Source organism: Shewanella sp. 492 (assembly GCF_059338445.1).
In genome coordinates this window covers 474,311-498,013 of the sequence record NZ_CM181702.1, presented here as the reverse complement: position 1 = coordinate 498,013, position 23,703 = coordinate 474,311, and the positions used below count along the sequence as shown (strand labels likewise).

22 protein-coding genes are annotated in these 23,703 nt (G+C 49.2%); 15 read left to right on the top strand and 7 right to left on the bottom strand.

Annotated elements, in window-relative coordinates; all coding sequences use genetic code 11:
• Positions 1 to 40: 40 nt before the first annotated feature.
• A complete protein-coding gene (gene mlaE / locus AC5YBX_RS02285; RefSeq protein ID WP_494520143.1) occupies positions 41 to 826 on the bottom strand; it encodes a lipid asymmetry maintenance ABC transporter permease subunit MlaE in 786 nt (261 codons plus the stop codon).
• Complete coding sequence (locus AC5YBX_RS02280; RefSeq protein ID WP_494520144.1) at positions 813 to 1,640, bottom strand: ATP-binding cassette domain-containing protein; 828 nt, start codon at positions 1,638 to 1,640, stop codon at positions 813 to 815. Before AC5YBX_RS02280 ends, mlaE begins: the two co-directional genes overlap by 14 nt.
• Positions 1,641 to 1,805: 165 nt before the next feature.
• On the opposite strand from AC5YBX_RS02280, the gene AC5YBX_RS02275 reads away from it, so the two are divergent.
• From AC5YBX_RS02275 to mgtE, 12 genes are all read left to right on the top strand, one after another.
• Positions 1,806 to 2,765: a calcium/sodium antiporter gene (locus AC5YBX_RS02275; protein WP_494520145.1), complete on the top strand. Its 960-nt coding sequence runs from the start codon at positions 1,806 to 1,808 to the stop codon at positions 2,763 to 2,765.
• 42 nt (positions 2,766 to 2,807) lie between these two features.
• Complete coding sequence (locus tag AC5YBX_RS02270) at positions 2,808 to 3,785, top strand: KpsF/GutQ family sugar-phosphate isomerase (RefSeq protein ID WP_494520146.1); 978 nt, start codon at positions 2,808 to 2,810, stop codon at positions 3,783 to 3,785.
• Between the two features lies 1 nt (position 3,786).
• A complete protein-coding gene (gene kdsC, locus AC5YBX_RS02265; protein WP_494520147.1) occupies positions 3,787 to 4,338 on the top strand; it encodes a 3-deoxy-manno-octulosonate-8-phosphatase KdsC in 552 nt (183 codons plus the stop codon).
• Positions 4,335 to 4,892, top strand: coding sequence for an LPS export ABC transporter periplasmic protein LptC (gene lptC, locus AC5YBX_RS02260; protein ID WP_494520148.1), 558 nt, complete (start codon positions 4,335 to 4,337; stop codon positions 4,890 to 4,892). The genes kdsC and lptC overlap by 4 nt, the downstream gene beginning before the upstream one ends.
• The gene (gene lptA / locus AC5YBX_RS02255; RefSeq protein WP_494520149.1) at positions 4,879 to 5,418 is read left to right on the top strand and encodes a lipopolysaccharide transport periplasmic protein LptA; all 540 of its coding nucleotides are present in this window, start codon (positions 4,879 to 4,881) and stop codon (positions 5,416 to 5,418) included. The genes lptC and lptA overlap by 14 nt, the downstream gene beginning before the upstream one ends.
• A complete protein-coding gene (gene lptB / locus AC5YBX_RS02250; RefSeq protein WP_494520150.1) occupies positions 5,415 to 6,146 on the top strand; it encodes an LPS export ABC transporter ATP-binding protein in 732 nt (243 codons plus the stop codon). Before lptA ends, lptB begins: the two co-directional genes overlap by 4 nt.
• Before the next feature lie 131 nt (positions 6,147 to 6,277).
• Positions 6,278 to 7,762: an RNA polymerase factor sigma-54 gene (locus AC5YBX_RS02245; protein ID WP_494520151.1), complete on the top strand. Its 1,485-nt coding sequence runs from the start codon at positions 6,278 to 6,280 to the stop codon at positions 7,760 to 7,762.
• Positions 7,763 to 7,792: 30 nt separating this feature from the next.
• Positions 7,793 to 8,080, top strand: coding sequence for a ribosome hibernation promoting factor (gene hpf / locus AC5YBX_RS02240; protein WP_494520152.1), 288 nt, complete (start codon positions 7,793 to 7,795; stop codon positions 8,078 to 8,080).
• A 2-nt stretch (positions 8,081 to 8,082) separates the two neighbouring features.
• Positions 8,083 to 8,526 (top strand): PTS IIA-like nitrogen regulatory protein PtsN, encoded by a 444-nt coding sequence (ptsN, locus tag AC5YBX_RS02235; RefSeq protein WP_494520153.1) that lies wholly within the window; start codon positions 8,083 to 8,085, stop codon positions 8,524 to 8,526.
• Positions 8,523 to 9,377 (top strand): RNase adapter RapZ, encoded by an 855-nt coding sequence (gene rapZ, locus AC5YBX_RS02230; RefSeq protein ID WP_494520154.1) that lies wholly within the window; start codon positions 8,523 to 8,525, stop codon positions 9,375 to 9,377. The genes ptsN and rapZ overlap by 4 nt, the downstream gene beginning before the upstream one ends.
• Entirely contained in the window at positions 9,364 to 9,639 is a 276-nt protein-coding gene (locus tag AC5YBX_RS02225) for an HPr family phosphocarrier protein (protein WP_494524298.1), read from the top strand. Before rapZ ends, AC5YBX_RS02225 begins: the two co-directional genes overlap by 14 nt.
• 107 nt (positions 9,640 to 9,746) lie before the next feature.
• Positions 9,747 to 11,114: a magnesium transporter gene (mgtE, locus tag AC5YBX_RS02220; RefSeq protein ID WP_494520156.1), complete on the top strand. Its 1,368-nt coding sequence runs from the start codon at positions 9,747 to 9,749 to the stop codon at positions 11,112 to 11,114.
• Between the two features lie 73 nt (positions 11,115 to 11,187).
• Here mgtE and AC5YBX_RS02215 read toward each other — a convergent pair whose 3' ends face one another.
• The gene (locus AC5YBX_RS02215; protein ID WP_494524297.1) at positions 11,188 to 12,726 is read right to left on the bottom strand and encodes an FG-GAP repeat domain-containing protein; all 1,539 of its coding nucleotides are present in this window, start codon (positions 12,724 to 12,726) and stop codon (positions 11,188 to 11,190) included.
• A gap of 310 nt (positions 12,727 to 13,036) precedes the next feature.
• Between AC5YBX_RS02215 and rarD the strand changes: the two genes are divergently transcribed.
• On the top strand, positions 13,037 to 13,954 hold the full coding sequence (gene rarD, locus AC5YBX_RS02210; protein WP_494524296.1) for an EamA family transporter RarD: 918 nt from the start codon (positions 13,037 to 13,039) through the stop codon (positions 13,952 to 13,954).
• Here the strand turns inward: rarD and AC5YBX_RS02205 are convergent.
• A complete protein-coding gene (locus AC5YBX_RS02205; protein WP_494520159.1) occupies positions 13,916 to 14,536 on the bottom strand; it encodes a lipase family alpha/beta hydrolase in 621 nt (206 codons plus the stop codon). The genes rarD and AC5YBX_RS02205 overlap by 39 nt on opposite strands.
• A gap of 99 nt (positions 14,537 to 14,635) precedes the next feature.
• Between AC5YBX_RS02205 and AC5YBX_RS02200 the strand changes: the two genes are divergently transcribed.
• Positions 14,636 to 15,643 (top strand): class I SAM-dependent rRNA methyltransferase, encoded by a 1,008-nt coding sequence (locus AC5YBX_RS02200; RefSeq protein ID WP_494524295.1) that lies wholly within the window; start codon positions 14,636 to 14,638, stop codon positions 15,641 to 15,643.
• Between the two features lie 236 nt (positions 15,644 to 15,879).
• Here the strand turns inward: AC5YBX_RS02200 and AC5YBX_RS02195 are convergent, their stop codons facing one another.
• The gene (locus AC5YBX_RS02195; protein WP_475517073.1) at positions 15,880 to 16,083 is read right to left on the bottom strand and encodes a hypothetical protein; all 204 of its coding nucleotides are present in this window, start codon (positions 16,081 to 16,083) and stop codon (positions 15,880 to 15,882) included.
• On the opposite strand from AC5YBX_RS02195, the gene AC5YBX_RS02190 reads away from it, so the two are divergent.
• The gene (locus AC5YBX_RS02190) at positions 16,031 to 17,200 is read left to right on the top strand and encodes an MFS transporter (RefSeq protein ID WP_494520161.1); all 1,170 of its coding nucleotides are present in this window, start codon (positions 16,031 to 16,033) and stop codon (positions 17,198 to 17,200) included. The genes AC5YBX_RS02195 and AC5YBX_RS02190 overlap by 53 nt on opposite strands.
• 153 nt (positions 17,201 to 17,353) lie before the next feature.
• On the opposite strand, the gene AC5YBX_RS02185 is transcribed toward AC5YBX_RS02190, so the two are convergent.
• Positions 17,354 to 19,756, bottom strand: coding sequence for a zinc-dependent metalloprotease (locus tag AC5YBX_RS02185; protein ID WP_475515732.1), 2,403 nt, complete (start codon positions 19,754 to 19,756; stop codon positions 17,354 to 17,356).
• A gap of 84 nt (positions 19,757 to 19,840) precedes the next feature.
• On the bottom strand, positions 19,841 to 23,536 hold the full coding sequence (locus tag AC5YBX_RS02180) for a response regulator (protein WP_494520163.1): 3,696 nt from the start codon (positions 23,534 to 23,536) through the stop codon (positions 19,841 to 19,843).
• Positions 23,537 to 23,703 lie beyond the last annotated feature (167 nt).

Below are 23,703 nucleotides of genomic sequence, written 5' to 3'. Positions count from 1 at the left end.
ACTGCGCGGTACAATTAGTTCATCCGTAAACAAACATTCATTAATTACCAAACATCATGGCAGTTAATAGAAAATCTAACGCCAATACTGCCAAACTCGATTGCACAACAGTCTGGGTGGTCGCTCGGCTGATCCCCTCTGGATTTGGGATCACATTATAACCTCGATATAAGGCTATCCAAGTCACTACAACCGCAAACACCAGGCTTTTAATTAAGCAATTAACGATATCTTGGCGCCACTCTACCGATGCCTGCAAAATCGACCAAAAGCTGCCGCCATCGATCCCTTTCCACTCGACACCGACAATATGTCCACCGTAAATACCCACGGCGGTAAACATTAACGCCAATAATGGTAGGCTGATCACCCCGGCCCAAAAACGAGGAGCAATGATCTGCCGCAGCGGATCGATAGCCATCATCTCTAGGCTCGATAGCTGCTCTGTGCTCTTCATTAAGCCAATCTCAGCCGTCAACGCTGAGCCAGCTCGCCCAGCAAACAACAATGCGGTTACCACAGGGCCGAGCTCTCTGAGCAAACTCAGCGCCACCATAGGCCCTAAGCTATCTTCAGTGCCAAACCCTACCAAGATATTATAGCCCTGCAGCGCCAGCACCATACCGATAAACAAGCCAGAGACCAAGATGATCACCATAGATTGCACACCGATAACATACAGTTGCTTGATGAGCAGCGGGATCCCTTTACGCGGCTTAGGTACTCGGGCAATGGCGCCCCAAAGCATCAGCCCTGCACTGCCAAGTCCAGTCACACTGGCTATCGCACTACGACCGATACCAGCAATGTGATCAGTTAAGCTCACCTAACATCTCCTCTTGGTAATTTACAGCAGGAAAATGAAATGGCACTGGGCCATCAGGCTCCCCACCAATAAACTGCTTCAACTTTGGGTTGTCGGCCAGCCTTAACTCTTCAGGCGTACCGTGAGCGATAATGCGCTTGTCTGCCAACACATAGACATAATCGGCAATGCCCAATACCTCTTGTACATCGTGAGACACTACGACAGAGGTTAAGTTAAGTGCATCGCTTAACTCTCTGATAAGCTTAACCAACACCCCCATAGAAATTGGGTCTTGGCCCGCAAATGGCTCATCGTATAAAATCAGCTCAGGTTCTAAGGCGATGGCTCTGGCTAGTGCAGCACGTCGCTGCATACCACCAGATAACTCACTAGGCATCATCTTCGCAGCACCGCGCAGGCCTACGGCCTCTAACTTCATCAGCACGATACGCTTAATGATGGCTTCAGGTAAGCCTGAATGTTCACGCAAAGCAAAGGCAACATTGTCGAACACATTCATGTCGGTAAACAGTGCGCCACTTTGAAATAACATACTCATACGTTTACGCAGCTCAAACAGCTCACTGCGGTTGCACTGATGTACATCGATACCATCGATTTTAATATTGCCGCGATTGGGCTGTAATTGACCACCGATTAACTTAAGCAGGGTGGTTTTACCTATCCCACTGGGGCCCATAATGGCCGTGACTTTCCCTTTAGGGATCGACAGGCTAACATCTTCATAAATCACATGAGAACCGCGACTAAAAGCCAGATGTTCAATCTCGACTAGCGGCGTGGCGTCATCATCTGTTCGTTCATTGATCATTGTAAGACCTATATGTTCCGTGATAAATCGGCACAAAAAGAGGCAAATTGTACGTAATTGACCTATTGTGCACAACTGAATCGACACTATCTTGCCGCAATACTTTCAATTTTGTCCAAATCCAGCGAAAATGCGCGGCAGACACTCAAACAAAAATGAACTTTAATGCTTTTTAATATTTTTTTACTGCTTGCTGGATTAGCCACTCTAGTATGGAGTGCCGACAAATTCGTTTATGGTGCAGGCGCATTTGCCCGCAATTTGGGCCTACCACCCATGTTAATTGGTTTAACGATTGTTGCCATGGGCAGCTCGGCGCCGGAAATGTTTGTCGCCGCGACGGCATCAATGGAAGGTATGACCGATACCGCCATTGGTAATGTACTAGGCTCAAACGTTGCCAACATCAGTTTAATTCTCGGGCTCACCGCACTACTGGGTGCCATCTCCGTTAGCTCGCAAACTTTAAAGCGTGAAATTCCGATGATGCTGGCCGCCACTGTGATTGCTGGGTATTTCCTACATGACGGCCAACTGACCCGCATTGAGGGCGTGGGCCTAATGCTGCTGTTTTTAGCCTTAATGGGCTACCTGATTTGGCACGCCGTCAGCAATAAAGAAGCCGATCTATTAGCCGATGAATCCGATAGCGAAATCCCCAAAGATGTCCCAACAATCAAAGCCATACTCTGGTTAGTCGTCGGTATTATTTTACTCCCCTTATCGGCCGACTGGATGGTCGATGGCGCCGTGGGTATCGCTAAAGCGTACCACTTATCGGATCTGGTGATTGGTCTCACCATTATAGCCGTTGGTACCAGTCTGCCAGAATTAGCCGCCTGTGTTGCCGGAGTACTGAAAAAAGAAGATGATTTAGCCATAGGCAACATCGTCGGCTCCAATCTATTTAATATTTTAGCGGTATTAGCACTGCCTGCACTGATTGCACCTGGTGCTGTCGATGCCGCCGCCAGCACGCGAGACTTTTACATGGTGTTGGCGACCAGCAGTGCCTTAGCCATACTAATCCTACTAACGGGTAAGTCGCGTCAGCTCAAACCTTGGCACGGCGGAGTGTTATTGATGAGCTTTGTTGTTTATCAGGTGCTGGTTTTTCAATCCTAATTGCAGGTCTAGCCCGAACTGATTTTTTAAAGAGAGAACAAGATGGTAGATGCAGATCAACTACGTCAATGGGGGCGTAATGTTATCGATATCGAGCGCAATGCCCTCGATAATCTTTATCAATATGTCGATTCAAGCGAATTTGCCAAGGCATGCCAGTTAATTCTGAGTTGTACTGGTAAGGTGATCGTGATGGGCATGGGTAAATCGGGCCATATTGGCAACAAGATTTCTGCCACCTTAGCCAGCACTGGCACCCCCGCCTTCTTTGTACATCCTGGCGAAGCCAGCCACGGTGATCTTGGCGTACTGAGTGAAAATGATATTGTACTTGCTATCTCCAACTCGGGTGAAGCCAGTGAAATTTTAACCTTGATGCCGGTGATCAAACGTATGGGGCTGCCAGTGATTGCAGTAACGGGAAAGCCCGACTCCAATATGGCAAAGCATTCGATGGTGCATCTGTGTATCGACGTACCAGAAGAAGCCTGCCCACTTGGGCTCGCGCCGACCTCCAGTACCACTGCAACCCTAGTGATGGGCGATGCCCTTGCCGTGGCTCTATTGCAGGCTAGAGGCTTTACTAAAGATGATTTTGCGCTATCGCACCCCGGTGGCAGCTTAGGCCGTAAATTGCTACTAAGGGTCAGCGATGTGATGCACAAAGGCGATGAACTCCCCATAGTACCCCAACACATCTGCATTACCGACGCATTGTATGAGATCTCTAAAAAAGGCCTCGGCATGACCGCCGTGATCGATGACAATGGCGTATTGGTTGGCATCTTTACCGATGGCGATCTGCGCCGCGTGATCGATGCCGAAGTCGACCTTAGAAACACCTCCATCAGCCACGTTATGACCCAAGGCTGCGTGACCGTCAGCGACGGCATTTTAGCCGCTGAAGCGCTTAACATAATGGAAGAAAAGCAGATTAATGGCTTAATTGTGACTAACCTTCAACAGCAACCCATTGGCGCACTCAATATGCTCGATATGGTTAAAGCAGGAGTGATATAAGATGCCACATCAAGGTTTTTACGGCCCTATCGCTGACTCAGTCTGGCAAAAAGCTAAACAGATTAAACTACTGATTTGTGACGTAGACGGCGTGTTTTCTGACGGGCTGGTTTATATGAGTAACTCTGGCGACGAGCTAAAAACGTTCCATACTCGTGATGGCTATGGCGTTCGCTCGCTACTGACTAGCGATATTGCCGTGGCGATTATCACCGGACGTAAATCGAAAATTGTCGAAGACCGTATGACGGCCCTTGGCATTAGCCATATTTATCAAGGGGTCGACAACAAGCTCATCCCCTACCAAGAGCTTCTGGCACGCTATCAAGTCAGCCCACAACAGGTGGCCTATATTGGCGATGACATGGTCGACCTACCCGTAATGCAACAAGTCGGCTTGTCGGTGTGCGTCGCCGATGGTCACCCTTATGTTAAGCAGCATGCCGATATGGTCACCCATATTAATGGCGGCCATGGTGCGCTACGTGAATTAACCGACCTTATTTTGCTAAGCCAAGATAAGTTTGAATCGGCTCACGGTATGAGCATATGAATAGAGTCACCCTGGCGATTATCGCGTTTTTTGGTACCGCTTTAGTGCTCTATTGGCAGGTGCAGACTAAGCAAGGATCACAAGCGCTGTTGCTCGACGCGTCCGATCGTCCAGATTATGTGATTAACAACATTAATAGCGTGCAATACGACGAACAAGGCAAACTTAATAGCCGCGTCTCGGCTAGCCATATGGAACACTATGCCGAGCGTAATATGACCTATTTTACCCAGCCTACTTATCTGGTCTATCCCGATAACGGCGATGCTCAGTGGCGGTTGCGCTCGGCTCGGGGTACATTAGACAAAGACAGTGGCAAAGTCATCTTGGAAAATAATGTCATTATTGATGCCATTAGCCCTGAAGAGCCCATCCAAACCATAGAAACCAACTACATGGAATTGGACCTCAACACCATGATCATGACATCCGATCAAACCATTCGGATCACCGGTAACGATTTTTTGATTACCGGAAAAGGCTTATATGCCGACCTCAATGCACAAAAAGTACGACTGACGAGCCAGGTAGAAGGAACATATGAAACTAAATAATCTTATTCTTGCAGGCCTGTTAACCATGGTTAGCCTGCAGAGTGCGGCGAATGAAACCGACCTGCTGCAAGAGGTTAAGATTTCAGCCGCAAGCCAAGAAGCTGATATTAAAAATAATCAGATTATCTTCAATGGCCCAGTAGAGGTGACTCAAGGCTCCATTAAAATTTTAGCCGATGAATTACGCGCCTTTACCAAAGAAAATAGTAGCGGCAAAATCTTAGTGGCAAAGGGTAAGCCAGCCACTTATACACAGGTGATGGAAAATGGTCGTCCAGCGTCAGCCAGCGCCAATGAGATCCGCTATGAACTGTCGACCCGCACTCTAACCCTAATTGGTAATGCCACCCTCGAACAAGAAGGTAGCCAAGTCACAGGTAATCAAATTCGCTACAACATTGAGCAGCAACAGTTGATAGCCGAAAGTACGGGTAGCGATCGCGTTATCACCATCATTCAACCCGAAAGTTACCAAGACAACAGCAAAAGTCAGCCCCAAGAACAGCCCAAGCAGGAAAAGCAATGACAGAGATGACGCTAAAAGCGGTTAACTTAGCCAAAAGCTACAAAAGCCGCGCCGTGGTACAAGATGTCAGCTTAACCGTACGCACAGGGCAAATCGTCGGCTTGCTAGGGCCTAATGGCGCAGGTAAAACCACCACCTTTTACATGGTGGTCGGTCTAGTCCAGAGTGACAAGGGACGTATTTTTATTGACGATGACGATCTCACTTTAGATCCTATGCATTTGCGCGCCCGCAAAGGGATTGGCTATCTACCGCAAGAAGCCAGTATTTTTCGGAAATTATCGGTACGCGATAATATTATGGCGGTATTACAAACCCGACGCGAGCTCAGTAACGATGCGCGCGAAGAGGAGTTGGAGCACCTGCTAGAAGAGTTTCATATTACTCACATCCGCGATAGTCAGGGGATGGCACTGTCCGGTGGCGAACGTCGTCGCGTCGAAATCGCCCGAGCATTAGCCGCCAATCCTAAGTTTATTTTGCTTGATGAACCCTTCGCCGGGGTCGATCCCATTTCGGTTATCGACATCAAAAAGATTATTGAGCAACTGAAAAATCGTGGCCTTGGCGTACTGATCACCGACCACAACGTACGTGAAACATTGGATGTGTGTGAAAAAGCCTACATTGTCAGTCACGGTAATTTGATTGCCGAAGGAACACCCGATGAGATCTTAGATAACCAACAAGTTCGAGCGGTGTACTTAGGAGAACAATTCAAGCTATAGTTAACGTTATTAGCGCTCAAGGTAAAAGGCTAAACCGCTCTTACCTTGTTAAGTAGATCATTCGCCTTAGCGGTTTAATACCAGAGGCAGCTTTCTCACTTTAGAATTAGAAACAAGGGAATAGCAGTACGATGAAAGCGTCACTTCAGCTCAAAATGGGTCAGCATTTAACCATGACGCCCCAGTTGCAACAGGCCATTCGTCTGTTGCAACTCTCGTCATTGGAATTGCAGCAAGAGATCCAGCAAGCATTAGAGTCTAACCCTCTACTCGAGTTAGACGAGGAGCAAGAAGGCGCCAATATCGACTCAGAACAAGAGCGTAATGACAACTTCGACACCGATTACAATGAGCAACTGCAAGTCGACTCGAGTGAAGACAATTCAAGCTTAGAAACCTCCGACGCACTCAATCAAGACTCTATGCCCGATGAGCTTCCCGTCGACACCACATGGGATGAGGTCTATACCGCCTCACCCAACTCCAGCTCTGGTGCCATGCGCGACGATGACATGCCCTTTCAAGGGGAAACCAGCGAAGGCTTGTATGAACACCTCGAATGGCAAAAAAACCTCACGCCCTTTTCTGACAACGATCTTGCTATCGCCACCGCCATCATTGACGCCATAGACGAGCGCGGCTACTTGACGCAAACGTGCGACGATATTCTCGAAGCCATGGGCGATCCTGAAATCGAACTCGACGAAATTGAAGCGGTATTAAAACGGGTACAACATTTCGATCCTATCGGGATTGGTGCCAGAGACCTCAGCGAATGCCTGATGATCCAACTGGCCCAATACAACCCCGACACCCCGCATATCGACAACGCCAGACTCTTGATCCGTGATTACTTAGATCTTATCGCCGGACGAGACTTTCGCCTATTGATGCGTAAGACCAAGCTGAAAGAGGATGACCTGCGTGAGGCCATAGCGCTAATTCAAACCCTCAATCCGCGCCCGGGGCTGGCCATTACTGCCAGTCGCGACGAATACGTGATCCCCGATGTCACAGTTAGCAAGAAAAAAGGTCGCTGGGTGGTCGAGCTTAATCCCGATAGTATGCCTAAGATTAATGTAAACCAACATTATGCCTCGATGGCACGCAGCACCAAAAACCAAGCCGATGGCCAGTTTATTCGTGGTCACTTGCAAGAAGCTAAATGGTTTCTAAAAAGTTTAGAGAGCCGCAACGATACCTTGCTTAAGGTCACCAACTGCATTGTCGATTTCCAGCAAGGTTTTTTCGAGTTTGGTGAAGAAGCGATGAAACCTATGGTGCTTAATGATATTGCCGAAGCGGTCGAGATGCATGAATCGACCATCTCGCGGGTCACTACCCAAAAGTATATGCACACGCCAAGAGGGATTTTTGAGCTGAAATACTTTTTCTCCAGCCATGTCGGGACCGACGATGGTGGTGAATGCTCTTCTACTGCGATCCGCGCTTTTATTAAGAAGTTAGTCGCCGCAGAAAATCAAAAGAAACCCTTAAGTGACAGTAAGATGGCACAACTGCTGGCAGAGCAAGGTATCCAAGTCGCTCGACGCACGATTGCAAAATATCGTGAGGCGATGTTGATACCGCCGTCAAATCAACGTAAAAGCTTATAATCAACAACTGGAAACCGGAGGAATCACTTTATGCAAATAAATCTGACTGGGCACCACATCGAGATCACCCAATCTCTGCGCAACTATGTTGAAGAAAAGTTTACAAAGCTTGAACGGCATTTCGATCAGATCAATAATGTCCATGTGATATTAAATGTCGAAAAATTGATGCAAAAAGTTGAAGCAAAGTTACATCTCCGTGGTGGGGAAGTATTTGCAACATCAGAGCACGCGGACATGTATGCCGCGATAGATTCCCTGATCGATAAATTAGATCGTCAGGTCATTAAACACAAAGAGAAGCTAATAAAGCATTAACGATGGAACTTAGTACCATCCTGCGGCCGGAGTGCACAACCTGCGCCACTCCGGGCAGTAAGAAAAAGGTACTGGAACTTATCAGCGACTTGGCCGCTGTCCAGTACCCCACCCTTTCCTCTCAAGAGATTTTTGAAAGCCTTTTGGCGAGAGAGAAAATGGGCAGCACAGGTATAGGCAATGGTATCGCGATCCCTCACGGACGGCTGACGAATATTGAGAAGCCAGTCGCCGTATTGATTAAATGTGCTGAGCCAATCGCATTCGATGCAATTGATAATCAGCCCGTCGATATCCTCTTTGCATTATTGGTTCCTTCAGAGCAATGCGAACAGCACCTTAGCACCCTCGCCGCGATGGCAGAGAAATTAAGTGATAAAGCCATCATCAAACAGCTAAGAAAAACCCACGACGAGGCAGAATTGTATCAGGTGATCACCCAATGAAATTGGTAATGGTATCTGGGCGATCAGGCTCAGGAAAATCGGTAGTCCTTAGGGTACTGGAAGATCTGGGTTATTACTGTGTCGATAATCTGCCACTACAGATGATGGACTCACTGCTCAGTCAGCTCAAAGGTCGAAATGAACTCGTAGCCATAAGCGTCGATGTGCGCAACATGCCCAGCGAGGACATTCAGCTGGAGAAGCAGCTAGCTAATCTCCCTAAAGATACCGAAATACTGAGTTTCTTCTTAAACTCATCTGACGATGTGTTACTTAAACGCTACAGTGAAACCCGCAGGTTACATCCACTGTCACGCTCAAAAGCCTCTCTCAAAGAAGCCATTCAACTTGAAGGCAAAATGCTCGAGCCTATCTCTAAGATGGTCGATCACTACATCGACACCTCTACCCTTAACATCTATGATTTAAGCGATAAGGTACGCGAGATCTTACTAGGCACAGTAGACAAGGAGTTAGTGATTAACTTTGAGTCATTTGGCTTTAAATACGGTATGCCAAGTGAAGCAGACTTTATGTTTGACGTGCGTTTTCTGCCCAATCCCCACTGGGAAACGGAGTTACGCCCGCTGACGGGTCTCGACCAACCAGTGCAGCAGTTTTTAAGTCAGCAGCCGCTAGTAAATAAGTTTATTTGGCAGATAGAAAATCTATTCGAAACGTGGCTGCCACACCTTGAGCGCAATAACCGTAGCTACTTAACGATCGCCATTGGTTGTACCGGCGGCCAACATCGCTCGGTGTATGTGACCGATCAACTGGCCAAGCTGTTCAATAAAGGGAAACATAAGGTACAGGCGCGCCACAGAGAACTTCAGCATGAACAAGCTTGAACGCCAATTAACCATCTGCAACAAGCTGGGGTTGCATGCGCGAGCCGCCACCAAACTGGCGGTATTGGCCGCTCAGTTTGATGCCCAAGTCACCTTAATTCAAGGTGACAAGCAAGCTTCAGCCGCCAGTGTGCTTGGGCTATTAATGCTAGAAACCGGCTTTGGTAAAACTATTACCATCACCAGTGAAGGCCAAGATGCCCAAGCGGCACTCGATGCCATTAGCGCACTGATTGACGCAAAATTCGAAGAAACCGTATAATCGCCCCACCTCGAGCCTAAACGGCTCATCTCATTCTATAATTATCCCGAGTTCAGGTTACTTAGCCAATAACCTATGTCGCCGCGCCATTTTTCCAAGGGGAAGTCATGCCGATCGAAGTGTTAGATAATGAAACTACAGATCAACGTTTACAGCAGCTGACGCAAGCCCTGAGCAGCGGTATGTTTGTCCATGTGCGTAGTATGCTGCACGACATGGCGGCCTCGGATATCGCCTTTATTTTAGAGTCCTCTCCACCGCGTGCGCGGCAAGTATTATGGCAACTTATCGATCAAGCCCATACGGGTGAGATACTCGATGAACTCAGTGAAGAGCTCAAAGATCAATTTATTAGCCAGATGAGCCCTGAGCGCGTAGCAAAAGCGGCCGAAAATATGGATACCGACGACCTGGCCTACATACTGCGTAGCCTGCCAGACAGCGTATTCAATCAAGTACTGCAATCGATGCGCAGCCAAGATAGGGCGCGAGTCGAACAGGCTCTGTCATACCCAGAAGACACCGCCGGCAGCTTAATGAACACAGATACGGTGACCCTAAGGCCAGATGTGAATGTCGACGTGATCCTGCGTTACCTGCGTATTCGTGGTGAATTACCAGAAGCCACCGATACCCTATATGTGGTTGACAAGCACGACAGCCTGCTTGGTGGCGTAGCGATCGCCGATCTGCTCACCTGCGATCCGAATGCATCGGTGCGCGACATCATGAACCAAGAGCTCGAAGGGATCCCTGTGGGTATGCACGACAGTGAAGTCGCGCAGCTATTTGAACGCCACGACTGGGTATCGGCACCTGTGGTCGATGAAAAAACCAATAAACTGCTTGGGCGGATCACCATAGATGACGTTGTCGATGTGATCCGTGAAGATGCTGAGCATTCGATGATGGGGATGGCCGGAATGGATGATGAGACCGACACCTTCGGCCCGGTCCTTAAGAGTACCTTTCGGCGCTCACTCTGGCTGACGATTAATCTATTTGCCGCACTGTTAGCGGCGTCGGTGAGCAATATGTTTGAAGGCACCATAGAACAATTTGCTACCATTGCGGTATTAATGACCATAGTGCCCAGCATGGGCGGAGTGGCTGGTAACCAAACCTTAGCTTTAGTGATCCGCGGTATCGCACTAGGACAGATAGGTCAAAGTAACTCACGTTGGTTAGTTGGCAAGGAGTTAGCGATCGGCTTTCTTAATGGCCTGCTCTGGTCTATTTTGGTGTTTGCTGCCGTTTGGCTATGGAAAGACGATGTCGCCCTAGGCGCTTTAATTGGCGGCGCCATGTTAATCAACATGACGGTGGCTGGATTTGCTGGCGCCACTATCCCGCTACTGCTTAAAAAGCTCAATGTCGACCCTGCGCTGGCGGGTGGCATGGTGCTGACCACTGTCACCGATGTAATAGGCTTATTTGCTTTTTTAGGCTTGGCCACCCTCTACTTACTGCACTAGCTTGTTAGGCACCGCTCGTGGTGTAATGGCTTAAGCGGTGCCATTAGCTTCTTTGCTGAGTGTTCAACCCTGGCTATTGCGCCATAATCACCATCAATTGCTGTTGCAGTGCCTGACTGTCTTCGCGGCCATATTTAATGATTAGCTCATCTTTCCCGTCATGATTAAGATCGCTCACGCTGAGCATCTCACCATCGCGGGGCAGCTGTAGTTTAAGAGTTTCATCGTTGCGATTAAACAGGCTGTCACTCGGCTCGCCTAAATACACCGTGAGTGCCTGCTCGCCACCAGAGAGCAAGAGATCTTGATAGCCATCGCCGTCAATATCGGCAAAAGTCACCACAGGTTGCCCCGTTTGCCCCGAAGTTAAACTAAAGCTTAACTCCACCTCTTTGGTAATATTAGGTTTACTGGCAAAGCGGCTAGTGGCATCACTTTTAAATAAGTGTACATCTTGATCAATGCTCCCCGACACGAGCGCACCGATGATCTGTGACACACCAATATCGAAGCCCGACACCAGCACTTCATCAACCTTATCATTATCGATATCCACCAGCTCAAATCCAGTTAAGGTACCCTCGGCGCGGATCACACTGCTAGGCACCTTGGCAAACTGCAGCTTGTCTTTTATTTTACTGCCTAGGTAAATTTCATAATCGTTAACCCGATCCAGCACTCCTGAACTCTTGGTATAGCGCACCACCATATCTGCCAGACCATCATGGTTAATGTCGCCCAAATGTTCGACCTTTCGATAGACTAAATTACTTTGATCCAGCGCCTCACCATAAGCATCACGTTTACTCCACCAATCTTGCCCGCTGATGGCCAAACTCACAGGTAAGTAATTGGGTAAGGGTGTAAACAGGCCATCATCTTGCTGGTAATACACTTCAAACTCGCCCTCAGCTACCTTGACAATATCATCGCGACCGTCAAGATTAAGATCGGCGAAATAGAGGCTAGCCTCGGTATACTTGGCACCATCAAAATACAACAGCATCTGCGGCTGGATAGGTAATATTTGAGTGATGTAGCGCTTATCGGCTTGCTGTATCAATAGTGCGCTCTGCTCAAAGCTGCTAATAATAAAGTCATCCAGCCCATCACGATTAAGATCGCGTACAAAGCGCCCACGGGAGATAAAATCGACTCGCGAGCTCAAGATCAGCGGCTCGACCGTCATTAATGGCATAAATTCAACTTGGCTGTCACGCCACTGTAATCTCCATAAACGGTCGCTAGAGAGAAAGTAAAGTGCTTGTATGGCATCGGGATTTTCAAGGTTATCAGGTGAGATATCGAACGCAAACAGCGCATTAGGTAGAGGTTGCTTTACCCGCTGACGATATTGTTTTACTTCAGTATCGAACGCATACACCCCCAGCCAGCGTTGATGCCTATCATCGACACCGATAGCGACTAACTCTTTACCTGGGTCTGGCAACAAGTTGACCGTTAGGATAGGATGGGTAATGCGAAACCCAGCGTCTATATGGTGCGAGTACAATGATAGTCGGCTACTGATCGATGCGCCCTGCGCTGTAGACAGAGCAAGCAGCAATATCATGGCAAGTGACCATCGCAAACCGATTTGGGCTGTGTTCATGTAAAACTCGCTCCTTTAATTGCCTAATATCAACTTAGCTAATCTACCGACTCTCGGGCAAAAGAACAGAAAGGTTAACAGATTATTACGAATCATAAGGGGCCAAGACTTGGTGTTCATCACCTCATTAAACACAAGATGGGCTCACTCTTTCACGTTTTAGCACCTTAGTCTTAACCCGTGACTTGCTATCATGACACCATCAAAATAGTGACTCATATCACAGTTAATGTATAGCACCAATGCGAGAATCCGCCGCGTCAATATTAGCCATTTTTCACCACAGATAAGCTCAACACGCCGGAATATTATGCACAGCTCAACTCGCACCACCTTTGAAGGCAACGCCTTGGCGCTCGTCTCTTTTTTACTTTGGGGACTATTACCGCTTTACTATCAATACCTGCCTAATGCCGATATCAATGAGATGCTGGCCATCAGGCTACTCTTCTCGGTGCCCTTTATGCTGTTAGCCTTTATTATACTGCGTAAGCCTTTGCCATCCATACAGCAATTAATGGCGCATAAGCGATCGATCGCCTTATGTGGCCTGGCGTCGCTGATCATGTGCATATCTTGGTACAGTTTTACTTGGGCCATCACCCATGGTCAGGTGCTCGCCGCCAGTTTAGGCTTTTTTATTAATCCACTGTTCGCTATTGCCTTGGGCGTACTGTTTCTCGGCGATAAACTGTCACAAGCACAAAAGTGGGCAGTGATATTGGGGATTGCAGGCATCAGCTACATGGTATTTCACTACGGTGAGCTACCTTGGCTGGCATTATTGATGGGCGGTTTCTTTGCCCTTTACGGCCTGTGTAAAAAATTTATTCACTTTGACTCGCTCACCTCAGTCACTATCGAAGCGGCGCTATTGGCTCCCATAGCGGCAATCTACTTAATTTGGCTGATATTTACCGATCAAAGCAGTGCCTTGTCAGGCTCAACCACCCAACTACTGCTTTATATTGGTTCGGCGCCAGTCACTCTGCTGCCGCTTATCTTCTTTGCGCTCGCCATTCGAGCCACCAGTCTATCGATGATTGGCTTAATGCAATATATCGAGCCAACCATGCACTTTCTGTTAGCCGTGCTGGTCTTTAATGAACATTTTGATCAGGTGAAGGCGGTGAGCTTTGCCCTGATCTGGAGCGGATTAATCCTTTGTTCGCTAGAGGCTTTGCCGACACTACGTCGCCGTTTGTCCACCTTTAGACAGCAGAACTAGCATGGCTATAATCTCATCGACCACCCGCTGGCTAAAGATCATCGATAGGTGCAATGGCACCTTAAAGACTTTATTTATCGCCAGCGGCCAGTGAGAACTTCGGCTCGGCACTATGGTCAGATCCAGCGGCGTACGATAGGAGTAGAGCGGCATATTGGCAATGGGTTGCTGCACTTCGTCGAGCAACTTTAGCAACTCGCTATTAGGCCGCAACTGCCGCATCCCTTTAGAGGGGTAAGGTAGAAAAGCCAAGTAACTGCCTTGATGTGGTGATGAGATAGAAAATAACGCCTCGGTGCGCGCCGCGCCACCAAGTATCTGCAGATAATAGCGGGCCACGATGCCGCCCATACTAAACCCCACCAGCACTATGTTATCGTCGGTGCCAAAACGCTGCTCAATTGCTTGTTTCAGTTGCTGCGCGGCGTGCTCTATGCCGTGGCGGCCATCAAAGGGCGCCAGTGTAGGCGCAAAACACTCATGCCCATGCGCCGTTAACTTATTACGCATCCAAGCCATCACATGGCCCGTGTTAAAAATGCCATGAATTAACACCACCTTCATTGCTCCCCCCTCCGTCATAGCCTTGCCTTGACGATAAGATTATCGCCCGCTTATTCGCGATATTTGCTATCATTGCCGCTTTGCTCAAGCATACCATCGAATACGGATCCCCAAGCTATGTCAATCAACGATTTGTTAGCCAAGGCGCTACACCAACGAGCGCAGTTGATTGCTGACGCAAAAACTAATAATACTAATTGTTTTCGGGTATTTCATGGCACAGTCGAGGGCATTAACGGCCTCAATATCGACCGCTACGGCAATGCTTGGTTAATCCAAACGTTTCATCAAACCTTAAGCGATAATGAGCTCAATCAGATCCGCGCCGCCTTAAGCCAAATTGACCCGCTTGTGGTGATCTATAACGATCGCTCCAACAAAAACTCGCGTATTCTCAACCCGCTTGACGACACATTAGAAGCCTTTGCCAATACCGAACAGCAGATGCAGGAAAACGGTATCCATTTCACCAACAAGCTGCGTCACGAAGGACAAGATCCGCTACTGTTTCTCGATATGCGCGCCGGCCGTGAATATGTACACGCCAATAGCCGAGATAAAACCGTATTAAACCTGTTTTCTTATACTTGCGGTATTGGTACTGCGGCCGCCGTTGGCGGCGCCAGCCGTGTAATGAATGTGGATTTCTCCTCGTTTGCCTTGGCCGCTGGACGTAAAAATGCCCAGCTCAACGGCGTTGAAGCGGTATGTGAGTTTGTACAAAGTGATGCCTTCCCGGCCATGCGTCAGCTCGCGGGGATGCCAGTGGGCGGACGACGCAATCAAAAATTGCCTAACTACCCTAAATTGCCGCAAACACAATTTGATTTAGTGTTTCTCGACCCACCAAGATTTGCCAAGAGCCCCTTTGGCACAGTGGATCTGATTAACGACTATCAAAGCCTGTTTAAACCCGCCATGCTGGCCACTAAAAGTGGTGGCACCATAGTGTGCTGTAATAATGTCGCTAAAGTCGACCGTCAAACTTGGTTCGATGCCCTAAGCCGCTGCGTCGAAAAACAGGGACGTAAGATCAGCCACGCCACTTGGTTAGCTTGCCACAGTGACTTCCCCTCTTTTGATGGCAACCACCCGCTCAAAATGGTGGCGCTGCAAATAGCATAAACCAACCTTTCCCTAAGCGGCTGGTTACCACAACAAGCCGCTTAAACCCTCACTTTAAGCCTTTTGCTACCAACATCCACATCAAAACGAGTTTATTAACACTTTTTATCACCATCTACGGCGATATACAGCAAGTAAACCCCTCAAAATAAGCGTTAATAAATTAACAATAAAACATCATTAGATAGCAAAGTGCTTGACCTTTACGCTCAATAAACCTGCTCCAAACAGCAATTTTAAGTTAAATTTTCATCATTGATAAAAATTAACTTTACTTCGTCATCGAAGCGCCCTACATTCGCCGCCAAATTAAACAGTAACAAATAACCACCAACAACCATATTGGCATTCAAGTGGCTATTTATCACATTAAACTCGGAGGTTCTAATGGTAGAATGCGCTGCTAGCTGCAAATCGAACAATCCTGCAGCACCTGTCATTGGGCTGTCTTTTTTTGCTATAGCCTCGGGTTTTTTGATGAGCCTAATTCCACTGTCGCTAACGGCATTTGAATTGGATGTCGCTCTGGCCCCTTGGTTAGCCAGTGTGTTCTATCTCGGCCTGCTCATTGGCGCGACGAGTATTGAGCGCGTGGTGGCCAAAATTGGCCATCGCCTGGCTTTTATCCTGTTTCTGGGGTTATTGATCGCCAGTGTTATTACCCAGCTGTTGATCCCTAGCGCCGAGTTTTGGTTAGCGGCACGCTTTATTGCCGGTATCGCCGTCGCAGGCGTATTTGTGGTAGTCGAGTCATGGTTGCTAATGGCCAGCACGCCTAAGGCGCGAGCCAAACGCCTTGGCATCTATATGACTTCGTTATATGGCGGTAGTGCCGTGGGACAATTAGCCATAGATCCACTAGGAACCACAGGCGCAGCGCCGTACCTGTTTGTTATCGCCTTGCTGTTTTTGGCTATTTTAGCGCCCTTGTTAATTACCTCTGGGCAGCCTGAGAGCCAGCACCAGCAAAAGCTGCCCTTAAAAGAGATAAAATCCTTGAGTCGTCCGGCCATGCTGGGCTGCTTAGCATCGGGTCTATTATTGGGGCCCATTTATGGCTTAATGCCTATGTATATTGCCAACCAACCAGAGCAGGCTGAACATACAGGCGCATTGATGGCCAGCATCATTTTAGGCGGTATGCTAGTACAGCCGTTGGTGAGCTACTTGTCGACGCGGATCGGTAAGAGCCTGTTGATGGCGATGTTTTGTCTTATTGGCGCGACGGCAGTGCTCGGGATATTACAAGCAAGCAGCTTTGTGCCTTTGGTGATAAGTTACCTGGTGTTAGGCGCATGCAGCTTCGCGCTCTACCCAATTGCGATCACCTTAGCGTGCGATCTGTTACCTATGGCGAAAATCGTGTCGGCCACCGAAGTGATGTTACTGAGCTACAGTGTCGGCTCTGTGTTAGGCCCAATATTGGCGGCAAACTTGTCTGATGCGACCCATGGTGTGGTGTTTTACTTGGGTGGCTGTTTAATTACCACCTGTATTTATATGCTAATTAAAAGCATGGAAAACATTCGCACTGGTGATACCCCAATCGCGGGATAAGCCACAATTAACGGCTCGCCATCGACCCTAGATGATACCAGGAGATGGCGAGACTGTTTGCGCTTTTTCTCAGGCTTGATGGCGCGAAGATATATTGCGCCATCAGGGCCGAAAGCTTAGCACTGCAACACTCCCCCTCAACGTCAGAGGCCCTTAAATGGGTGAGCCTGGCGGCAAGCTCAGCGGCTGCTTAATTAACCTCACCTTGGCATCTAACAACCCTTGCTCAACCCCTTGTCTGAGCCATTCAAAATGCGCGGCTTCAAAATCGCTGCTGCGTTTCACCTTACGGCTTAACTGCTTAAGTGCATATTGCAAACGATCATAGAGTAAGGCCTGCACCTCGGGCGCGGTCTGTTCGTTATGATAACTGGCTAATAGCTCATCAAAGACCACCGCATTGACGCGCATCCATACACCAAGATCAGCACCCGATGGGCTATCGCTATAGGCGGTCACGCCCAGTAATCGGTCGACCAAATTAATCACTGATAGCTGTTCTTTATCGGCCAAATAGGCCTGACTGACGCGATTAAGCCGCCAAGGCGACAACAAGGCTTGGGCCACATGGCGGCTCAGCACCTCGGCCATACCAATCGGATCAATCACTACCCCGTTAGCCCCTTGGAAACTCTCGCGCGTGGCGCGGTAATTGCCCGACTTAGGCACAAGCTGCTCTATCACCTCTGATGGTACGCGCAGTGCGTCCATGCTTAGGGTCTGTAACAGACTGTCTAAGGCTTCTTGTTGCAATGCGGGGGCTAAATAATGCCAGCTTTGACCCAGCTCAGAAGACCCATAGTGATAATCTGTGCCGCCAATAAACTTCGCTGCGGCGGTAATTTGATAACGGGTTAATAGGTAGATGGGGACAAAAGCATCGCGTAGCTCACCAAAGGGCTGCCCAGCTAACAAGGCCTGATGACAAAACTGCTCAATCGCCTTGCTACGCACCGCAGCAAGACGGTTAAGCTCGGCCACGGGATCGTTACCATTGTCCCATAAGCTGGCATAGGCATTGCTGGCGTTTTGGCCGCGTGAATCTGCTTCACCAATATAACGCAGCCCTTGGCGCTCGACATCGCTCATCAGCGCCGCCAACTTACTGGCCTGATTGGACTCACTATACTGGCCATAACCATAGGCTATGGTGTACCTGTCCCAGGGCCCTATTCCCTCACCGTAGGGCTGACTAATCTCAATGTTATCGCCATTGAGGGTGATCTTTGGATGGGGATAATCCATAACCGAGGCATTGTCGTTAGTCGATGCGGCAAAGTTATGGTCAAGCCCCAAGGTGTGGCCCACTTCATGGGCCGCTAACTGACGAATCCGGGCTAATGACAGCGCCATACTGGCTTCTTCTGCGCTGGCCCTATCAGGCCAACCGGCGGTGAGTCCGCGGGCAATCAGGTGATCTTGTCGCACCCGCTGGCTTCCCAGTGTGACATGCCCTTTGATGATTTCACCGGTACGCGGATCAGTAATGGCGCTGCCGTACGACCAACCACGCGTCGCGCGGTGCACCCATTGGATCACGTTGTAGCGTATATCTTGCGGATCGGCATCTTCTGGTAACAGCTCAACCTTAAAGCCATCAATAAAGCCCGCCTCGGTAAAGGCATCTTGCCACCAACGCGCCCCATCGAGTAACGCCGAGCGAATAGGCTCTGGCACACCAGGGTCGAGATAATAGGTGATGGGTTTAACCACTTCCGATGGGGCATCACCGGGGATCTTTTTCTCTAGGCGGTGGCGTAACAGATGACGCTTGACGATATCTCTATCGACATCGGCCGCATAGTCGAGATAAGCATCTGACAAATAACCGCTCATCGGATGATAAGCTCGTGGGCGATAGTCGTTGTCTGGTAAGGCGACAAACGAGTAACGCAAACGAATAGACAGGTGGTGCGCATCGGGTGTCACCTTTGCCACTTGGCTGCCCGCTTTGGCGCCAGTAAAGGTGAGTAACACATCGACATCACTATTTTGCTCAAACGACTTCACCCCTTGGGGTAACACCAGTGATTTGCCAGTGTCCAGGCGATAATCCCCCTGCTGCGTCTCTTTAAGGGTGCTGCTAATGCCGTGCAGATCGCTTAACAGCAGCTCGCTTACCGCCACCAAAGGACGCTTACCAGGTACTACTTTGCCGCGCCACAGCACCGACTCGGCAAAGGCTTCGTTAACCGCGCGCACCTCCGCTTGATCCTCGGTCTCAGCGCGGTAATCGGTGTTGAGCTGCTTTAAAATCAAATAAGGGCCATGGCGCTCAAACTGCACCATGCGCGTAGCACCCAGTTGGCCGCGATCTAGCCCTATTTCATTGGAGCCGACACCATGGGGCAAACTGGTGATGAGTAAAAAGGGCTGCTCGAGTCGGTTAGCTTCGAGATAGAGTTCGCCAGAATCTTGCTCATAGTAGAAATTAATAAAGCCATTAGCCGCCTGACTCTGTTTGATCAGGTTGGCGCTGTTATCCGTTGCAGCCATGACATTGACCGCTGGCGCTAGAGCCAATACCACGGCCAGCGCTAATGTTGAGGGCTTCATTTTATCTCCTGTTATTGGCGTACTGGCAAAGTACGCTTCTCCATTATGGGTTTCCGCTGGGTTAACAAGCTGCCGTTAACGGCACTACTGCGGTTGATTGATCCAATGGGCTAAGGTGTCGAACAACTCATTAAGCACGATGGGCTTAGTAATATGCGCGTTCATACCTGCCGCTAAGCTTTTTTCGCGATCGCCCGACATCGCATGGGCGGTCATGGCGATAATAGGTAACTGCTGCGCCGAATAACGCTCGCGTAGCAACTTAGTGGCAGTTAACCCATCCATCACTGGCATCTGAATGTCCATCAGCACCGCATCATAACGGCGCTGCTCAACCCGTTCTATCGCCAGCTGACCATTTTCGGCCACATCCACTTCATAACCCGCACTCTTCAGCAGTTCTGTCGCCACCTGCTGGTTTATAAAGTTATCTTCAACCAGAAGGATCACCCCAGAGGCTTGATTATTGCCCAGCTTAGGCGGCTCAGGTGGCGGAGCCAATTTAGGCTGGTCGATAAAGGCACCGATGATCTCATCGAACAATGCCGATGCCTTAAACGGCTTTTGCAGCATGGCGTAAATCTTAAGTTCATCCAAATCCTCTTTTAATGGATCTGAGGCATAAGCGGTCATCATGATGATCACCGGCCGTTTAGGCAATCGGCCATCGGCGACCATGATGTCGAGTTCTCTGACCACTTCCACGCCGTCCATTTCGGGCATCATCCAATCCACGAGTAGCAGATCGACCGGATCACGCTCGAGCTTATACAAGGCCTCGGCGCCGCTAGAGGCGGTCTCGACACTAAAGTGGAAATCACGCAGGGCGCTGGAATAGATCTGTAACGCCGTAGGGTTGTCATCGACCACCAAGGTTTTTAAATTACCCAGTACCTCGGGCACCACCAAAGGCTTAACCTCTGCCTCAGCGGCGATCTCGAAGCTGATGGTAAAGCTAAAGATACTGCCGACTCCAAGCTCACTTTGCACCTGCATGGTGCCGCCCATCATAGAGACTAAATGCTTACTGATGGATAAGCCTAATCCGGTGCCGCCATATTTACGCGTGGTCGACCCATCGGCCTGTGCAAAGGCATCAAACAGGCTCTCTTGCTGCTCTTTGCTGATGCCGATACCGGTGTCGCGCACCCAAAACTTAAGGGTGATACGATGATCGCGCTCGCCCACATCTTCGCAACCCAGTTCAATTTCACCGCTTTGGGTAAATTTAACCGCATTGCTGAGCATGTTCACCAGCACCTGCCCTAGGCGCAGCGGATCGCCCTCTAAAATAAGCCCCGCCGTGACGGGGGCGTACAGCAGCAGCTCGACCCCTTTTTCTTGGGCATTGAGCGCATTGAGATCCAGTGCGTGATCCAGCACCTTATCCAGCGGGAAGGCGACTCTTTCTAGCTCAAGTTTACCAGCCTCAATCTTAGAGAAATCGAGAATATCGTTGATGATCCGCAGTAAGGATTGCGCCGAGAAACTGGCTTTATCAAGATAATCGGCCTGCTGTGGCGTTAATGAGGTGCGGCTCGCCAATTGCAACATACCGATAATGGCATTCATGGGCGTGCGGATCTCGTGGCTCATATTGGCCAAAAACTCACTCTTGTACAGGTTGGCCGATTCAGCATCTTGCTTAGCTTCCAGCAGCGCCACCTCATTACTCTTATGTCGAGTAATGTCTTTATGCGTGCCCACCATGCGCTTGGGCTGATTGTCGCTAGTGTATTCCACTACCCGACCTCGGCTTAACACCCAGTGATACATGCCGCTCTTACCGCGCATTCTAAACTCAATATCGTAGGCGCCAACCGGATTGGCTAAGTACTCATTGCGATACTCTTCGACGCGGATGCGATCGTCTGGATGGATCAGCTCGTCAATGGTCGAGACTAAAGCGGGAAACTCATTAGTTTCATAACCTAACATCGAATAGTAAGCCGGATTACAGATGATCTGCTCCGAGTCCAAATACCAATCCCACAGACCATCTTCTACCGCATCCATCGCCAGATGGTAACGCTCTTCAGATAAGCGCAGCTGCTCTGCCGATTCATATTCGCGTGTCACATCGCGCCACACGGCAATCAAGCCCAGCAGCTCACCACGGCGGTTGTAAAAGGGGATTTTAAGGGTATCGAGCAGTACCGGCTTACCCGCCAGCTCCACTTTTTCTTGATAACGTAGCGGCATACGTTCCGACAACACGCGCTCATCTTCGGCCCGAATACGAATGGACTGCTCGCTTGAGGTCATTGTCTGCGAGTCTTGGCCTATCATCTCACTTTCGGTATAGCCCAGCATCCGCTCGGCAGACTTGTTACAGCCAAGGTACTTACCTTCTTTGTCTTTAAAGACAATCGCTTCGGGGATCGAATCTAACAAGGAGCGCAGTAAAGCGTACTCGCGCTCGCGCCGCTCTGTGGTCTCTTTCAATCGCGCCGTGCGCCGTGCCACCAAGTTATCGAGACGACGATTTTGCTCGGCGAGGTGGCGAGTATATTGTTGGTTCTCTTCAAAAATACGGCTCACCAACTGGAACCAAGGCTCCCAGCCTGGGGTGATCTTCTCTGGCGGCTTGCGCGGCTCTTGCGAGCAGCCTTCGAGATGGCTTAATAAACGAGATGCAGGATTAACAAACGAGCGCCGCGTCTGCCAATGCACTATGGTCACCAGCACCGACAAGGCGATCACCACCAACAAAAACGTCAGCTCTAACTTTTCCCACGAATCTTTAAACAGCTCGTTGTGATCTTGCAGGTACAATAAGCGCCACGGCGCATTTTGCAGTGCCACCGAATGGATATAGTACCCATTGCGCATAATGCCATCATGGGCGTCAAACAGCTCAGACTCTGGCACCGAATGCAGCGCCGAAGGGATCTTTTGACTGATGTGGTACACCCGATTGATATCGTCATTATTGATATCACTGTGAGACAGGATATTGTTTTGCTGATCGAGCAAAATTACCGTACCCGGCATCTTAAAATAGAGGCGGATCTGTTTATCGAGCGACGATAAGGTCATGTCTAAGTTGATTGAGCCGATAAACTCATCTTCGAGGTACACCGGCACTCCAACGGTAGTCAATAATCCCTTACCATTGGTCTCGACATAGCCTGGGCTCCACGCCACACTGCGCTGAGGATTCATTGCTGGCGTAACAAGTTGAAACTGCTGTTTATTTAATAGTTCATCCCGAAAGCGCTGCTCATCAGAAGGCCAAGGGTAATAGGACATCATTCGGTGCTTAGAGATGTAATATACTGAGGATGCTTTGGGGGCGGCTTCGGTCGCCACCGGAAATGACAAAGAAAGTTCGAACAACATTTCCAGCTCTTGATAAAACTTATCGCTGCGCCCCTCGAGCGAACCTGCGCCAGTAATACGGCCCATATTGGTAAATGGCTTACCGCTTTTAGCGTAACTGGGTTCTAGGGTAAAAAATTGGCCACTTTCATTAAATTTTTCATATTGGGGTAGCCGCTCGGTACGTACCAACTCACCGAGCTTCAGGTGATCCACTGCAACATTTCTGAGACTCTTTACCGCCCGAATACTCGACTCTAACAGCAGGTCGATTTGCAACACATGACGCTCGACTAACTCTTCGCGCTGGGTCATCATCTGGGTCTTTTGCCGCTCAAAGAACACCCACGCCGTCAGCAACGCCATAATAATCACACCTATGTAGGTGTAAAACACAGCGCGATTATAATTTTTCTGGATCGGCGACTTCAGCTGTAAGTCGGGTTCAGTCGGTTTCATGAGTTACCTTTGATAACAAACTCATGCCATCATTGGGCGCAATGATGACACTGAAGATTGTGCCTATAATATCAGGAACCTAAGCCGTTGTAATAGCAAACTGATCTCGAGGGTCCAAAGTCTGCATAAAGGGGCGAAATGCATCGACTGGCTCGGCGCACTTGCCC

Bases quoted from the DNA above. Each gene is read 5' to 3' on its own strand.
- lptC (WP_494520148.1), top strand. From the start codon at position 4,335: ATGAATAGAGTCACCCTGGCGATTATCGCGTTTTTTGGTACCGCTTTA.
- AC5YBX_RS02270 (WP_494520146.1), top strand. From the start codon at position 2,808: ATGGTAGATGCAGATCAACTACGTCAATGGGGGCGTAATGTTATCGAT.
- AC5YBX_RS02275 (WP_494520145.1), top strand. From the start codon at position 1,806: ATGCTTTTTAATATTTTTTTACTGCTTGCTGGATTAGCCACTCTAGTA.
- lptB (WP_494520150.1), top strand. From the start codon at position 5,415: ATGACAGAGATGACGCTAAAAGCGGTTAACTTAGCCAAAAGCTACAAA.
- AC5YBX_RS02205 (WP_494520159.1), bottom strand. From the start codon at position 14,536: ATGACGGAGGGGGGAGCAATGAAGGTGGTGTTAATTCATGGCATTTTT.
- AC5YBX_RS02215 (WP_494524297.1), bottom strand. From the start codon at position 12,726: ATGAACACAGCCCAAATCGGTTTGCGATGGTCACTTGCCATGATATTG.
- AC5YBX_RS02195 (WP_475517073.1), bottom strand. From the start codon at position 16,083: ATGACAGGTGCTGCAGGATTGTTCGATTTGCAGCTAGCAGCGCATTCT.
- lptA (WP_494520149.1), top strand. From the start codon at position 4,879: ATGAAACTAAATAATCTTATTCTTGCAGGCCTGTTAACCATGGTTAGC.
- rapZ (WP_494520154.1), top strand. From the start codon at position 8,523: ATGAAATTGGTAATGGTATCTGGGCGATCAGGCTCAGGAAAATCGGTA.
- AC5YBX_RS02180 (WP_494520163.1), bottom strand. From the start codon at position 23,536: ATGAAACCGACTGAACCCGACTTACAGCTGAAGTCGCCGATCCAGAAA.
- mgtE (WP_494520156.1), top strand. From the start codon at position 9,747: ATGCCGATCGAAGTGTTAGATAATGAAACTACAGATCAACGTTTACAG.
- rarD (WP_494524296.1), top strand. From the start codon at position 13,037: ATGCACAGCTCAACTCGCACCACCTTTGAAGGCAACGCCTTGGCGCTC.
- AC5YBX_RS02190 (WP_494520161.1), top strand. From the start codon at position 16,031: ATGGTAGAATGCGCTGCTAGCTGCAAATCGAACAATCCTGCAGCACCT.
- AC5YBX_RS02245 (WP_494520151.1), top strand. From the start codon at position 6,278: ATGAAAGCGTCACTTCAGCTCAAAATGGGTCAGCATTTAACCATGACG.
- hpf (WP_494520152.1), top strand. From the start codon at position 7,793: ATGCAAATAAATCTGACTGGGCACCACATCGAGATCACCCAATCTCTG.
- ptsN (WP_494520153.1), top strand. From the start codon at position 8,083: ATGGAACTTAGTACCATCCTGCGGCCGGAGTGCACAACCTGCGCCACT.
- AC5YBX_RS02225 (WP_494524298.1), top strand. From the start codon at position 9,364: ATGAACAAGCTTGAACGCCAATTAACCATCTGCAACAAGCTGGGGTTG.
- AC5YBX_RS02200 (WP_494524295.1), top strand. From the start codon at position 14,636: ATGTCAATCAACGATTTGTTAGCCAAGGCGCTACACCAACGAGCGCAG.
- AC5YBX_RS02185 (WP_475515732.1), bottom strand. From the start codon at position 19,756: ATGAAGCCCTCAACATTAGCGCTGGCCGTGGTATTGGCTCTAGCGCCA.
- AC5YBX_RS02280 (WP_494520144.1), bottom strand. From the start codon at position 1,640: ATGATCAATGAACGAACAGATGATGACGCCACGCCGCTAGTCGAGATT.
- kdsC (WP_494520147.1), top strand. From the start codon at position 3,787: ATGCCACATCAAGGTTTTTACGGCCCTATCGCTGACTCAGTCTGGCAA.